This is a genomic window from Corynebacterium sp. HMSC074H12, from assembly GCF_001813755.1.
GTDB lineage: Bacteria > Actinomycetota > Actinomycetes > Mycobacteriales > Mycobacteriaceae > Corynebacterium > Corynebacterium hiratae.
Genome location: NZ_KV813944.1, coordinates 165,811 through 178,719, shown reverse-complemented (window position 1 = coordinate 178,719; position 12,909 = coordinate 165,811). Strand labels below are relative to the sequence as shown.

At 60.8% G+C, this 12,909-nt stretch carries 13 protein-coding genes; 12 read left to right on the top strand and 1 reads right to left on the bottom strand.

Annotated elements, in window-relative coordinates; genetic code table 11:
- Positions 1–4: 4 nt before the first annotated feature.
- Genes HMPREF2932_RS11735 through rbsD form a run of 3 tightly spaced genes read left to right on the top strand, consistent with a single transcriptional unit; the run spans position 5 to position 2,191 of the window.
- On the top strand, positions 5–919 hold the full coding sequence (locus HMPREF2932_RS11735; RefSeq protein WP_070754493.1) for a D-ribose ABC transporter substrate-binding protein: 915 nt from the start codon (positions 5–7) through the stop codon (positions 917–919).
- The gene (locus tag HMPREF2932_RS11730; RefSeq protein ID WP_070545347.1) at positions 916–1,824 is read left to right on the top strand and encodes a ribokinase; all 909 of its coding nucleotides are present in this window, start codon (positions 916–918) and stop codon (positions 1,822–1,824) included. The genes HMPREF2932_RS11735 and HMPREF2932_RS11730 overlap by 4 nt, the downstream gene beginning before the upstream one ends.
- On the top strand, positions 1,817–2,191 hold the full coding sequence (rbsD, locus tag HMPREF2932_RS11725) for a D-ribose pyranase (protein ID WP_049156355.1): 375 nt from the start codon (positions 1,817–1,819) through the stop codon (positions 2,189–2,191). Before HMPREF2932_RS11730 ends, rbsD begins: the two co-directional genes overlap by 8 nt.
- A gap of 42 nt (positions 2,192–2,233) precedes the next feature.
- Here rbsD and HMPREF2932_RS11720 read toward each other — a convergent pair whose 3' ends face one another.
- Positions 2,234–3,124 (bottom strand): biotin--[acetyl-CoA-carboxylase] ligase, encoded by an 891-nt coding sequence (locus HMPREF2932_RS11720; protein WP_071410194.1) that lies wholly within the window; start codon positions 3,122–3,124, stop codon positions 2,234–2,236.
- 71 nt (positions 3,125–3,195) lie between these two features.
- Here HMPREF2932_RS11720 and HMPREF2932_RS11715 point away from each other — a divergent pair, with 71 nt between their 5' ends.
- The 9 genes from HMPREF2932_RS11715 to HMPREF2932_RS11675 all read left to right on the top strand — a co-directional run bounded on the left by HMPREF2932_RS11715 (position 3,196) and on the right by HMPREF2932_RS11675 (position 12,902).
- On the top strand, positions 3,196–4,185 hold the full coding sequence (locus HMPREF2932_RS11715; protein ID WP_071410193.1) for an ABC transporter ATP-binding protein: 990 nt from the start codon (positions 3,196–3,198) through the stop codon (positions 4,183–4,185).
- A gap of 119 nt (positions 4,186–4,304) precedes the next feature.
- Positions 4,305–5,594 carry an ABC transporter substrate-binding protein gene (locus HMPREF2932_RS11710; RefSeq protein WP_071410192.1) on the top strand — a complete coding sequence of 430 codons (1,290 nt, stop codon included), beginning with the start codon at positions 4,305–4,307 and terminating at the stop codon, positions 5,592–5,594.
- Between the two features lie 165 nt (positions 5,595–5,759).
- Positions 5,760–6,737, top strand: a complete 978-nt coding sequence (locus tag HMPREF2932_RS11705; protein WP_070509492.1) for a carbohydrate ABC transporter permease — start codon at positions 5,760–5,762, stop codon at positions 6,735–6,737.
- Entirely contained in the window at positions 6,734–7,555 is an 822-nt protein-coding gene (locus HMPREF2932_RS11700) for a carbohydrate ABC transporter permease (protein WP_049156365.1), read from the top strand. Before HMPREF2932_RS11705 ends, HMPREF2932_RS11700 begins: the two co-directional genes overlap by 4 nt.
- A complete protein-coding gene (locus HMPREF2932_RS11695) occupies positions 7,555–7,740 on the top strand; it encodes a hypothetical protein (RefSeq protein WP_049156366.1) in 186 nt (61 codons plus the stop codon). Before HMPREF2932_RS11700 ends, HMPREF2932_RS11695 begins: the two co-directional genes overlap by 1 nt.
- Positions 7,737–9,239, top strand: coding sequence for a maltose alpha-D-glucosyltransferase (gene treS, locus HMPREF2932_RS11690; RefSeq protein WP_071410191.1), 1,503 nt, complete (start codon positions 7,737–7,739; stop codon positions 9,237–9,239). Before HMPREF2932_RS11695 ends, treS begins: the two co-directional genes overlap by 4 nt.
- Positions 9,240–9,399: 160 nt before the next feature.
- Complete coding sequence (locus tag HMPREF2932_RS11685) at positions 9,400–9,663, top strand: hypothetical protein (protein ID WP_046647021.1); 264 nt, start codon at positions 9,400–9,402, stop codon at positions 9,661–9,663.
- A 234-nt stretch (positions 9,664–9,897) separates the two neighbouring features.
- Positions 9,898–11,511, top strand: a complete 1,614-nt coding sequence (locus HMPREF2932_RS11680) for an acyl-CoA carboxylase subunit beta (RefSeq protein WP_071410190.1) — start codon at positions 9,898–9,900, stop codon at positions 11,509–11,511.
- Between the two features lie 59 nt (positions 11,512–11,570).
- Entirely contained in the window at positions 11,571–12,902 is a 1,332-nt protein-coding gene (locus HMPREF2932_RS11675) for a carboxyl transferase domain-containing protein (RefSeq protein ID WP_070545351.1), read from the top strand.
- Positions 12,903–12,909: the final 7 nt, after the last annotated feature.

The window sequence follows — 12,909 nt, the reverse complement described above, 5'->3', positions numbered from 1 at the left end:
CCTCATGAAAAAGATCATTTCTGCAGTTCTCGTTGCCGTTCTTGCTTTGGGTTTGGTCTCATGCAACCGCTCTGAGGAAGACCGTCAGCGCATAACTCTTGCGCTATCAACCCAGACAAACCCCTTCTTCGTTGAGCTACGCCATGGCGCACAGGACAAGGCCAAAGAACTCGGAGTCCCCCTCGATATCCAAGACGCCTCGGATGATCCTGCTCAGCAAGTCAATCAACTCGGCAACGCTACGTCGATGGGCGCGAAAGTGGTGGTTGTTAACCCCACAGACTCCGATGCTGTAGCTCCAGCAGTACGCGGAATCAAGAACAATGGTGTCCCTGTGGTCGGTGTAGACCGCGACGTTAACGGCGTAGATTTAGATTCCATGGTTGCCTCCGACAATGTCGCCGGCGGTGCCCAAGCAGCAGATCAGCTGGCCAAATCCATCGGGGAAGAAGGTGACATCCTCATCCTGCAGGGCACCGCAGGTACGTCGGCCTCGCGCGAACGTGGCAAGGGCTTCGAGTCACAGATTGCCAAGTACCCGGGCATCAAGGTCGTTGCTAAACAGTCGGCAAGTTTTGATCGTACAGAGGGGCTCAATGTAGCCACCAACCTTTTGCAAGCCAACCCGAACATCAAGGCCATCTTTGCGGAGAACGATGAAATGGCCCTTGGCGCCGTCGAAGCCCTGGGATCGCGCGCTGGTTCCGAGGTCAAGATCGTGGCCTTTGACGGTACTTTCGACGGACTTAAGGCTGTCAAGGACGGCAAGCTGGAAGCTACTATCGCTCAGCAACCAGCCGAGCTCGGTGCCCGCGCCATCGAGCAAGCCGCACAACTCCTGCATGGTGAAAAGGCACAGAAATCTGTCCCCGTAGAAGTCATCACCGTTACCCGCGACAACGTAGAGGATTTCCAATGAGCAAGTTAACTGTCGTCGGTTCTATCAATGCCGATCTCATCGTCCACGCCGAGCGCCACCCTCAGCCCGGAGAGACCCTGCTGGGTTCTGGCGGTGAAATCCTAGCCGGGGGCAAGGGCGCAAACCAGGCAGTGGCCGCGGCCCAACTTGGTGCGCATGTCGCTTTCGTTGGCGCCGTAGGGTCTGATCCCTATGCGGAACCCGCTATGCATTACATGCGGACCTCGGGTATCGATCTCAGTGCAGTAGAGCAGGTAGACACCAATACTGGCCTCGCTGTCATCACTGTTTCCGCCGACGGCGAGAACACCATCGTCATTTCCCCCGGCGCTAATGCTCAAGTCGACTCAGATTTTGTCGCCGCTCGCGCCTCCACCATCGCCGATGCCGACATTGTTCTCCTACAAGGTGAAATCCCTGCTTCCGGTTTTCAAGCCGCAGTAGAACACAGCAATGGACGCGTCGTGGTTAACCTCGCCCCTGTTGTCCAAGTCGACTGTGAAAGCCTGCTGCAAGCCAATCCGCTTCTTGCCAATGAGCACGAGGCTGGTCTCATTTTGGAGCAGCTCGGTCTTCCCTCCGATGGCACCCCTCACGAGCTTGCTCACCGACTTATTGAGGCTGGCTTCCGCTCCGTAGTCTTAACCCTTGGCGCGCATGGAGCGTATGTAGCCACCCCGGAAGGCGGCACGGATATACCTACCCCACGCGTGACCACCATAGATACCACCGGTGCTGGCGACGCCTTCGCCGGCGCGTTGTGCTCCCGACTCTTGCAGGGCGACTCACTCATCGACGCGGCCTCATTCGCTGCCCGCGTCGGAGCTTTCGCTACAACCGGCAATGGAGCACAACCTTCTTACCCAACTACTTCTTCACGCTTACCGGAGGTGGACAATGCGTAAATCTGGAATCCTCAACCCTGCACTCGCCAGCGCCGTTGCGCGCCTTGGGCACACCGATACTTTTGTTATCGCGGATTGCGGGCTTCCCATACCGCAGGATGTGACAGTTATTGATTTGACGTTAACCTTTGGCATCCCTTCCTTCGGCGATACGCTTTCCGCGTTACTCGCCGAAGTAGTAGTAGAGGCAGCCACGATTGCGGATTCCACTCCGCCAGAGGTTCGGACGCTGCTTCCCAGCATCCCACTTACGGAAGTCGCGCACGAGGAGCTCAAACGTCAAGTCGCCGACGCCTCTTTCGTGGTGCGCACTGGGTCAACAACGCCGTTTTCCAATGTGATCTTTCGCTCCGGCGTGCCCTTTTAAAACACCTTTCGATCCTTCCAAAAAGCACGCACTCCCAACTCGCTACTGACCAGCTGGGCGCAGGTGGATGACATCACCCGCGGAGTAGTACTCACCGCCGACGTTGATACGGCCGTCGTCCGCCACGCCCTCAACAGTGCCGGTCACATCGCCCGTCGGGGCTTCGAGGCGGACTTCCTGACCAATCGAAGAACAAACCTTGCGGTAATCAGCCATGAGCTGCGGATCCTGCTTCTCCCATTGGGTGATGCGGTGGCGCAGGTTCTTCAGCACGGTGATGGCCAGCTCGGTGCGGTCGGTATCAAGCCCCTCGAGCGCGAGAGAGGTTGCGGCCTCGATGGGCAGTTCCTCCCTCGTCAACGTCACGTTGATGCCCATGCCCACGACCACGCGGGCTGAGGGCGGATTAGCGGCCTCTGTCTTCGGGGCGATTTCGGCCTTATTCACTTCAGCTTTGTTGATTTCAGCTTTGTTGATTTCAGCCTTATTGATCTCTGCCTTGTTGACTTCTGCCTTGGAGACCTCCGTCTTCGGAGCAGACTTGAAGGCCTCACCCACCGGACCGGCCTCCGCGAGGATGCCGCAGAGCTTCTTGCCGTCGATCTGCACGTCATTCGGCCACTTGAGTACCGCTCCCTCGACGGTATCCGTCACGGCCAAACCTGCGGCTAGAGGCAGGGTGCCCAAGTGATCGAGCGAATCCGGAAGGATGAGCACGGAGAAAATGAGCTGGGATCCAGCCGGGCTCACCCACTGACGGCCCAATCGGCCTTTGCCGGACACCTGCTCGTTGGCGAGCAGCACGGTGCCATCGGCAACCTTCTCCGCCTCCATGAGATCGGTATTGGTCGAGCCGGTGGACTCGGTGTAGTCGATGACGGAATAATCACCGTCGAGAGCTTCGCGGATGCGGTCAAGATTTAGAGCTGTCATACTGCCAACCCTACCCGCCGTTAGTACTCGACCACGCGCACTGTGTCCGCAGCGGGTGCTAGTGTATGTGCATGGCAAAGGTCACTTTTGAGAACGTCGGCATCACCTATCCCCGTGCCGAGAAGCCCACGGTCAAAGACCTCAATCTCGAGATTGCGGACGGCGAGTTTCTAGTCCTCGTCGGCCCGTCCGGCTGCGGTAAGTCCACCACCCTGCGCGCCCTCGCGGGGCTGGAGCCGGTCTCCAGCGGCCGCATCCTTATTGACGGCAAAGACGTCACGGGCCTTGAGCCAGGCGATCGCGATATCGCCATGGTCTTCCAGAACTACGCGCTCTACCCGCACCTCACCGTTGCCCAGAACATGGGCTTCGCCCTCAAGCTGGCCAAGATGCCCAAGGCTGAAATCAAGGCCAAGGTAGAGGAAGCCGCGAAGACTCTAGGGTTAACGGAGTACCTGGAGCGTAAGCCGAAGGATCTGTCCGGTGGTCAGCGCCAGCGCGTCGCCATGGGCCGCGCCATCGTGCGCGAGCCAAAGGCATTCCTCATGGATGAGCCGCTGTCTAACCTGGATGCCAAGCTGCGCGTGCAAACCCGTGCGGAGCTGGCCAGCCTCCAACAGCGCCTCGGTACCACCACCGTCTACGTCACCCACGACCAGGTGGAGGCCATGACCATGGGAGACCGCGTCGCCGTACTCAAAGACGGCGAACTGCAACAGGTCGCCCCACCGCGCGAGCTATACGACGCCCCCGCTAACGAATTCGTCGCCGGCTTCATTGGCTCCCCCGCGATGAATATCTTCGACTACAACGGCGGCCGCGTTGGCGTTCGCCCAGAAAAAATGTTCATCAACAAGGGTCCGGTGGGCTTCCAGGGCACGGTGGAGTTCGTGGAGGAGCTGGGCTCCGAATCCTTTGTCTACGTCATGGTGGGCGAGCAGCGCTTCGTTGCCCGCGCGAGCGATAACGTTCCACAGCGCGGGGACAACGTCGTCCTCACCTTCAACCCCCGGGAGGCGCACCGCTTTGATCCGGAAACCGGACAGCGCATCGAGGTTTAAGAAGAATCAGGGGTAGTTTTACCCCCATTTTGAGTGAATTAAACGTCAAAACCACGTGCACTGTGGGGGTGATCCCCTATTTTGAAGTCACCAGAAGTTTTCCGAAAGGTGAATACTCCATGAAGAAGCCGTTCCTCCCTAGCTCGCTGCGCTCTGTCCGCCGCGGCGTAGTCGTTACCACCGCTGCCCTTGCTCTGACCTTGGCGGGTTGCTCGTCGAGCGACGAGGGATCGTCGTCAAGCGCTGGCTCCGATGCCTCCTCGACCGATGGTGACGGCCGCGGCCCCATCACCTTTGCCATGGGCAAGAACGATACCGACAAGATCACGCCCATCATCGAGGCATGGAACGCCGAGCACCCAGATGAGAAGGTCGAGCTCAAGGAGCTCGCCGGCGAGGCCGACGCTCAGCGCGAGACCCTCGTGCAGTCCCTGCAGGCGGGCAACTCTGACTACGATGTCATGGCGCTGGACGTGGTCTGGACCGCGGACTTCGCCGCTAACCAGTGGCTGGCACCGTTGACCGGTGACCTCGAGGTGGATACCTCCGGACTGCTGGAGCCCACCGTGGAATCCGCCACCTACAACGACACCCTCTACGCGCTGCCGCAGAACACCAACGGCCAGCTGCTCTTCCGCAACACCGAGTTGGCGGATAAGGCTCCGGAGAAGTTCGACGACATCGCTTCTGCCTGCGAGGCCATCAAGGATGATGCTTCCTGCCTGACCACTCAGCTCAAGCAGTACGAGGGCCTCACCGTCAACACCGCCGGCTTCATCGAGGGCTGGGGCGGCTCCATCCTGGACGACCAGGGCAACGTCGCCGTTGACTCGGACGAGGCGAAGGAGGGCCTGCAGGCGCTTGTCGACGCCTACGAGGACGGCACCATCTCCAAGGACTCCACCGCCACAACGGAGGAAGAGACCAACCTCGCTTTCACTGAGGGCAAGACCGCTTTTGCCATCAACTGGCCGTACATGTACACCAACGCCGAAGAGGCTGGCGTGAAGTTTGAGGTCCAGCCGCTGGTGGGCAAGGACGGCGTCGGTGTCTCCACCCTCGGCGGCTACAACAACGGCATCAACATCAACTCCGAGCACAAGGCTACGGCCCTGGACTTCATGAAGTTCATCATCAACGAGGAGAACCAGAAGTCCTTCGCCGAGGCTTCCTTCCCGCCGGTGCTGGCTTCCATCTACGACGATGACTCCTTGGTCGAGGAGTTCCCGTACCTGCCGGCTCTGAAGGAATCCCTGGAGAACGCCGCACCGCGTCCGGTCTCCCCGTTCTACACCGCCATCTCCAAGGCGGTGCAGGATAACGCCTACGCGGCGCTCACCGCAGGCAAGTCCGTCGATGACGCCACGAAGGATATGAAGGCAGCCATCGAAGCCGCTTCGCAGGGTTAATTTCCCAGCGTGCATGGGGGCGCGAGTAAGTCCACGTGACTTGCCCGCGCCTCCTTCTGCGATCCGGGCTCTTTTCGCCCAGAGGAAGTCCGGGCTACCCGCTATGATTTCCCCAACCCCCGTTAAACCCCTTCTCCCCCTATGAGTTAGAAAGGCAGGCACCGCATGGCTGGAGCACCGCCTACCGTGCAGCCCCGCAGACAGTACCTGCGTGTGGCCGCACTCATCGCACCGGCACTGATAGCGCTGGCTGTGGTCATCGGCTACCCCATTGTGCGCGCTGTGATGTTGTCCTTCCAGGGCAACAAACGGCTTAACCCCACCACGGGAGTGTTCGAGGAAGGCTCCTTCGCCGGTCTTGAAAACTACCTGTACTGGATTACCAATCGCTGCATGTCTGCCACTGGCCAGGCCACCGCGTGCCCTGATGGTGTCATCGCCACCGATTTCTGGCCGGCTGTGAAGATCACTCTCTTTTTCACCGTGGTCACGGTTGCCCTGGAGACCATCCTGGGCATGTTCATGGCGCTGGTGATGAACGGCGAGTACCGCGGTCGCGGCCTCGTGCGCGCGGCGGTGCTGGTCCCCTGGGCCATTCCCACCGCAGTCACCGCGAAGCTGTGGCAGTTCATGTTCGCGCCGGATGGCATCGTCAACGCGCTCGTCGGCACGCGCATCGCGTGGACCACAGACCCGTTTTATGCCCGCCTCGCGGTGATTATCGCCGATGTGTGGAAGACCGCCCCCTTCATGGCGTTGCTCATTTTGGCTGGTTTGCAGATGATTCCGCGCGATGTCTACGACGCCGCCCGCGTGGACGGCGCTTCGCGCATCCAAACCTTCTTCACCATCACCCTGCCGCTGGTACGCCCGGCACTCATGGTGGCGATCCTCTTCCGCACGCTGGATGCACTGCGCATGTACGACCTGCCGGTCATCATGATCTCGGCCTCCTCCAACTCCCCGACAGCGACCATTTCCCAGCTCGTCGTGGAGGACATGCGCCAGGGCCACTTCAACTCGGCCTCCGCGTTGTCCACGCTCATCTTCCTGCTTATCTTCACCGTCGCGTTCATCTTGGTGCGCTTCCTCGGCGCTGATGTCTCCGGTACTGCCCGCCAGAAGAAGGAGAAGAAGTCATGAAAAAGATCGGCCATTACCTAGGCATCCTCTTCATCATGTTCTGGGGGCTCGCACCCTTCTATTGGATGGTCGTCACCGCCCTGCGGCACAAGTCCCACACCTTCGACACCACCCCGTGGCCCACGCATGTGACCCTCGATAATTTCCGGGATGCATTAGCCACGGACAAGGGCAATGACTTCCTCAATGCCTTAGGGAACTCTTTGCTCATCTCCCTGGCCACGACCGCGGTGGCGGTCCTCATCGGCGTGTTTACCGCCTATGCCTTGGCGCGCTATGACTTCCCGGGTAAGGGCGTTGTCACCGGCATCATTCTGGCCGCCTCGATGTTCCCGGCCATCGCGCTGGTAACCCCGCTATTCCAGCTCTTCGGCAACCTCGAATGGATCGGTACCTACCGCGCGATGATCATCCCGAATATCTCCTTCGCGCTGCCCCTGACGGTCTACACGCTGCTGAGCTTCTTCCGCCAGCTGCCCTGGGAACTGGAGGAGGCCGCTCGCGTGGACGGTGCTTCCCGCGGTCAGGCCTTCCGCCTCGTACTTTTGCCCTTGGCTGCACCGGCACTGTTTACCACGGCCATCATCGCCTTCATCACGACGTGGAACGAGTTCATGCTGGCTAAGCAGCTCTCCACCACCGCTACCGAGCCGGTGACCGTGGCCATCGCGCGCTTCTCCGGCCCCTCAGCCTTCGAGTACCCCTACGCCGCCACCATGGCTGCGGGCGCGCTGGTGACTGTTCCGCTGATCATCATGGTGCTCATCTTCCAGCACCGCATCGTCGCCGGCCTCACCGCCGGAGGTGTTAAGGCCTAATGCGCCGCGCACTGCTGTGGGACACCGCGCTGGGATTCGTTGGCTTCTTCGCCTTCCTGGCGCTGGTGCAAGCAGTTCTGAATCTTTTTCACCCCTCCCCCGCCATCTGGCCGGGGCTCCTCGCGGGCGCACTATGCCTGGCGGAGTATCTGCTGTGGCGGGCAAAACGGAAGGATCTCCGATGAGCTGGCACGACAACGCCATTTTCTACCAGGCCCTCGTGGGCTCGTACAAGGACACCACCGGCGAAGGCGTGGGCACGCTGCGCGGGGTTATTGAGAAGCTTGACTACCTCAAGTGGCTCGGCGTTGACTGCCTGTGGCTTTCCCCGTTCTATGCTTCCCCGCTGCGCGATGACGGCTATGACATCGCCGATTACTACTCCATCCACCCTGACTACGGCACGATGGAGGACTTTGACGAGCTCGTCGCCGAGCTCCACGCGCGCGGCATGCGCCTCATGACGGATTTGGCTTTCAACCACACCTCCACCGATCATCCGTGGTTCCAGGCCTCCCGCACCGATCCGGAAGGGCCCTATGGGGACTATTACGTGTGGGGCGATGATCCGCTGCGCTACCCGGAGATCCGCATCATCTTCACCGATACGGAAACCTCGAATTGGGCGTGGGATCCAGAACGCAAGCAGTTTTACTTCCACCGCTTCTACTCCCACCAGCCGGACCTGAACTACGACAACCCGAAGGTCCACGAGGAAGTTTTCAAGATCCTCTCCTTCTGGTTGGACAAGGGGGTGGACGGCTTCCGCCTCGATGCCATCGCCTACCTGTACGAGCGTGATGGGGTAGGCGGCGAGTCCCTGCCGGAGACGGTCGAATTTGTGGAGAAGGTCCGCGCCTTCATCAACGAGAACTACCCCGAGGCCATCATGATCGCGGAGGCCAACCAGCCACCCGAAGAAACCATGGAGTTCTACGGCACGGGCAACCGCTTCCACATGGTCTTCAACTTCCCAGTGATGCCGCGGCTTTACCAGGCGCTGGCGCTGGGTGATGCCACACCGGTCTACGACATCATGGCGGAGCTTCCGGAACTGCCCGAAGGCTGCCAGTGGGGAACCTTCCTGCGCAACCACGACGAGCTGACCCTAGAGATGGTCAACGCGGACCAGCGCGCGATCATGTACGAGCACTACCTGCCCGATGATCAGATGCGCGCCCACGTGGGCATCGCGCGGCGCCTTGCCCCGCTGCTGGGCAATGATTACCGCAAGATTGAGCTTTTTTATTCACTACTCATGACCCTGCCGGGCGCCCCCTTCCTGTACTACGGCGATGAGATTGGCATGAACGATGCCCCCGAGCTGCCTGACCGCGATGCCGTGCGCACGCCCATGCAGTGGGAGCCGGGCGAGGGTGCAGGTTTCACTACGTCTGCTCACCCGCGCCGTCCCATCGTCGGCGGCGTAGGGGTTTCGGTAGAGGAGCAACTTGCCGACGATGACTCGCTCCTCCACCGCCTCCGCGGCCTGATCCAGCAGCGTAAAGCGCATCCGGAACTCGGCACCGCTCCTTTCGAAGCCGTGGAAACCGGCCAAACGGGAGTTCTGGGATTCCAGCGCGGTGAGTTGTTGTGCCTGCACAACTTCACGGATCAGACCGTCGACTTAGGCCCTGTGGAGCTGGGCCCCTATGGCTACGCTTGGCTGCCTGTAGAGGCCTAAGGACACTTCGTAACTCACCTCACATTTCCCGCTAGGTTAACTAAAAGTTAACTCGCCGTGAACGAAAGCTAGCTTTTGGAGGATTTTACCTATATAGTTGGTTCAACCCCATGATGCGGACAGCCGCATCATTACGACAAGAAATAGAGAGGTGAGCCAAATGAATACCCTGACCGGATTCCTTTCCGCCATCACTAACGAATTCAAGAGTGCCACCGGAATCAACCTTGACACGGTGCACCCGGCGCCGCTGGTGTCACACATCGCTGAAGATCTGCTCAAGCACGGTCTCATCCCAGCCACCCACACGGACATCGAAGAGTCCTACGCCACGCTTACGGGCACCTTCCCCAAGGAAGAGGATCTCGTAGATGCCGAACTCTTCCTCTACAGCCTCGGCTGGCTGGCAGACACCCCCGAATAAAACCACATAACCTAAGCCTCGCCCCTTTTACAGGGCGAGGCTTTTTCATTGAGTCACCCTTCGTCGCCCCTTACTACACACCCACTACACTGACCCACATGCACCCGACGCGCCGTACGCGAGGATTCCCTCACCTTTTACACCGCCATTCACCTGCACAAACGTAAACTGTGAGAGAAATCACCCGCATGCCGCTATACATTCCTATACAAAACTTCTCTACACTGTCGAAACATGACTATTTCCTCACATTTGTCGGAGCTTGACTCCCTGAGCGCCGACACCACCGCAGGCAAGATCGCTGAACTGAAGAGGCGTCGCGAAGCAGCGGCGCAGCCCATGGGCGAAAAGGCCCACGAAAAAGTCCGCGCCCAGGGCCGCCTCACCGCCCGGGATCGCTTGGACTACCTCCTCGATGAAGGTTCCTTCGTCGAGACTGACATGCTCGCCGTGCACCGCACCACGGACTTCGGCATGGGCAAGAAGCGCCCGGTCACTGACGGCATCGTCACCGGCTGGGGCACCATCGACGGCCGCGAGGTCTGCATCTTCTCCCAGGACGGAACCGTCTTCGGCGGAGCCCTCGGCGAGGTCTACGGCGAGAAGATGATCAAGATCATGGAGCTGTCCATCACCACCGGCCGTCCGCTCATCGGCCTGTACGAAGGCGCCGGCGCCCGAATCCAGGACGGTGCCGTCTCCCTGGACTGGATTGCCAAGACCTTCTACCAAAACGTCAAGGCCTCCGGCGTCGTCCCGCAGATCTCCGTCATCATGGGCGCCTGCGCCGGCGGCAACGCCTACTCCCCCGCACTGACCGACTTCGTCGTGATGGTGGATGAGAAGTCCAAGATGTTCGTCACCGGGCCCGACGTCATCAAGACCGTCACCGGCGAGGAGATCTCCCAAGAGGAACTCGGCGGCGCCGGAGTCCACATGCACAAGTCGGGCACCTCGCACTACACCGCTTCCAGCGACGAGGAGGCACTGGATTGGGTCCATGACCTGCTAACCTACCTGCCGTCCAATAACCGCCAGCTGACCCCGGCTGAGCCCTACGAGGAGCTGGGCGAAGAGACTGCCAATGACCTCCTGCTGGATGAAATCATCCCGGACTCCCCGAACCAGCCCTATGACGTCAAGGAAGTCATCGAAACCCTCACCGATGAGGGCGATTACCTGGAGATCCAGGCTGATCGCGCCGATAACGTGGTGACCGCCTTCGGCCGCATCGAGGGCCAGACCGTGGGCTTTGTGGCCAACCAACCGCAGGTTTTCGCCGGCTGCCTCGACATTGATTCCTCCGAAAAGGCCGCACGCTTCGTGCGCACCTGCGATGCCTTTAACATCCCGATCATCATGCTGGTCGACGTTCCCGGCTTCCTCCCCGGCGCCGATCAGGAACACGATGGCATCCTGCGCCGCGGCGCCAAGCTTCTCTACGCCTACGCTGAGGCCACGGTTCCGAAGATCACCGTCACCCTGCGCAAGGCCTACGGTGGTGCCTACTGCGTGATGGGTTCCAAGGGTCTCGGCGCGGACGTCAACCTGGCGTGGCCCACGGCCCAGATTGCTGTCATGGGCGCGGCCGGCGCCGTCGGCTTCATCTACCGCAAGGAGATCAAGGCAGCCCACGAAAAGGGCCTCGACGTGGCTGAGCTGACCAAGTCCTTCGAGCGCGAGTATGAAGACCACATGCTCAACCCATATAAGGCAGCAGAGCGCGGGCTTATCGACGCCGTCATTCTCCCCTCCGAAACCCGCAGTGCAATCGCCAAAAACTTGCGCTTCTTCGCCGACAAGAACGTCGCGCGCCCGGCGCGTAAGCACGGCAACATCCCGCTCTAACGCGCACTCGGATCGGCACAGATTAGTACAGAAGACGCACTGTATTACACTAGTGTCCCATGACTGACTTGAAGACGACCGCTGGCAAGATCGAGGACCTCAGCGCCAAGCTCACCGAGTCCCGTGCGCCGCAGGGAGAGGTCCCTGCGGCTCGCAGCGCCATCGAGGCGCTCTTCGACGCCGGATCCTTCGTAGAGACCGACGCGCTCGCTCGCCACCGCTCCACCGAATTCGGCCGCGAGCACGTCCGTCCCTACACTGACGGTGTCGTCACCGGTTTCGGCACCGTCGATGGCCGCAAGGTCTGCGCTTATGCACAGGACGCCTCGCTGTTCGACGGCACCATGGGCGAGGTCTACGGTGAAAAGGTCACCAAGCTCTACGACCTCGCCATTAAGACCGGTGTGCCCATCGTCGCGCTCGTCGCCAGCGACAAGCCCCGCGCCCAGGAAGGCATCGTCTCCTCCGCCATGCAGGCCCGCATCCTTGCCCGCGCCACCACCGCTTCTGGCCTCATCCCGCAGGTCACGGCGGTCTACGCGGACTCGAAGGAGGCCTCGCTCGTGGCTGCGTTGTCCGATGTCGTTATCGCTCCGGACGGTGACCTGCAGGCGGACGGGGAGCACGAGGTGAGCGTCGCCAAGCGCGTGCTCTCCTACCTGCCCTCGAATAACCGTGCCGCCGCTCCCCGCACCGAGGCCACCATCGTTGCGGGCTCTGTGGAGGAGAACATCACCGACGCCGACCATGTCCTCGATACCCTCGTGGGCGATGACGGCGCCGTCGATCTCGCCGACGTGGTCACCGCCACCTGTGAGGATGTCTTTGAGCTCGGCGCCCAGGTGCGCGGTGTCTTCACCGGTTTCGGTCGCGTCGAGGGACGCACGGTGGGCATCATCGCTAACCGCGGCACCCTCGATGCGGAAGCTGCCGCTAAGGCCGCGCGTTTCATCCGCCTGTGCGATGCCTTCAATACTGCCATCATCGAGTTCGTCGATACTCCGGCACTGGACGTGGAGAAGGCGGCGCTGGCCAAGCTGGTGCACGCCTACTCCGCGGCGAGCGTGGGCAAGATCAGCGTCATCGTCCGCCGCGCGCACGGTACCGGATACATCGCCTTCGGCTCCAAGGAGCTCGGCGCGGATCTGTCCTATGCGTGGCCGACGGCCGAGATCGCCGTGGCCGATGCCCCCGCACTGGCCTCCGAGCTAGAGCTGAGCGAGGAGGAGGCCGCCGCCTACCTGACCCCGTACCAGGCCGCTGAGCGCGGTCTCGTCGATTCCGTTATTACCCCGGCAGCCACGCGTGGCTCCCTCATTGAGGGCCTGCGCCTGCTGGATCGCAAGATTATTCCGACCCTGCCGAAGAAGCACGGCAATATCGTTTTGTAGAGGTGTC

Coding starts and splice junctions, on each gene's coding strand:
- treS (WP_071410191.1), top strand. CDS start 7,737: ATGAGCTGGCACGACAACGCCATTTTCTACCAGGCCCTCGTGGGCTCG.
- HMPREF2932_RS11735 (WP_070754493.1), top strand. CDS start 5: ATGAAAAAGATCATTTCTGCAGTTCTCGTTGCCGTTCTTGCTTTGGGT.
- HMPREF2932_RS11680 (WP_071410190.1), top strand. CDS start 9,898: ATGACTATTTCCTCACATTTGTCGGAGCTTGACTCCCTGAGCGCCGAC.
- HMPREF2932_RS11685 (WP_046647021.1), top strand. CDS start 9,400: ATGAATACCCTGACCGGATTCCTTTCCGCCATCACTAACGAATTCAAG.
- HMPREF2932_RS11715 (WP_071410193.1), top strand. CDS start 3,196: ATGGCAAAGGTCACTTTTGAGAACGTCGGCATCACCTATCCCCGTGCC.
- rbsD (WP_049156355.1), top strand. CDS start 1,817: ATGCGTAAATCTGGAATCCTCAACCCTGCACTCGCCAGCGCCGTTGCG.
- HMPREF2932_RS11730 (WP_070545347.1), top strand. CDS start 916: ATGAGCAAGTTAACTGTCGTCGGTTCTATCAATGCCGATCTCATCGTC.
- HMPREF2932_RS11710 (WP_071410192.1), top strand. CDS start 4,305: ATGAAGAAGCCGTTCCTCCCTAGCTCGCTGCGCTCTGTCCGCCGCGGC.
- HMPREF2932_RS11675 (WP_070545351.1), top strand. CDS start 11,571: ATGACTGACTTGAAGACGACCGCTGGCAAGATCGAGGACCTCAGCGCC.
- HMPREF2932_RS11695 (WP_049156366.1), top strand. CDS start 7,555: ATGCGCCGCGCACTGCTGTGGGACACCGCGCTGGGATTCGTTGGCTTC.
- HMPREF2932_RS11720 (WP_071410194.1), bottom strand. CDS start 3,124: ATGACAGCTCTAAATCTTGACCGCATCCGCGAAGCTCTCGACGGTGAT.
- HMPREF2932_RS11705 (WP_070509492.1), top strand. CDS start 5,760: ATGGCTGGAGCACCGCCTACCGTGCAGCCCCGCAGACAGTACCTGCGT.
- HMPREF2932_RS11700 (WP_049156365.1), top strand. CDS start 6,734: ATGAAAAAGATCGGCCATTACCTAGGCATCCTCTTCATCATGTTCTGG.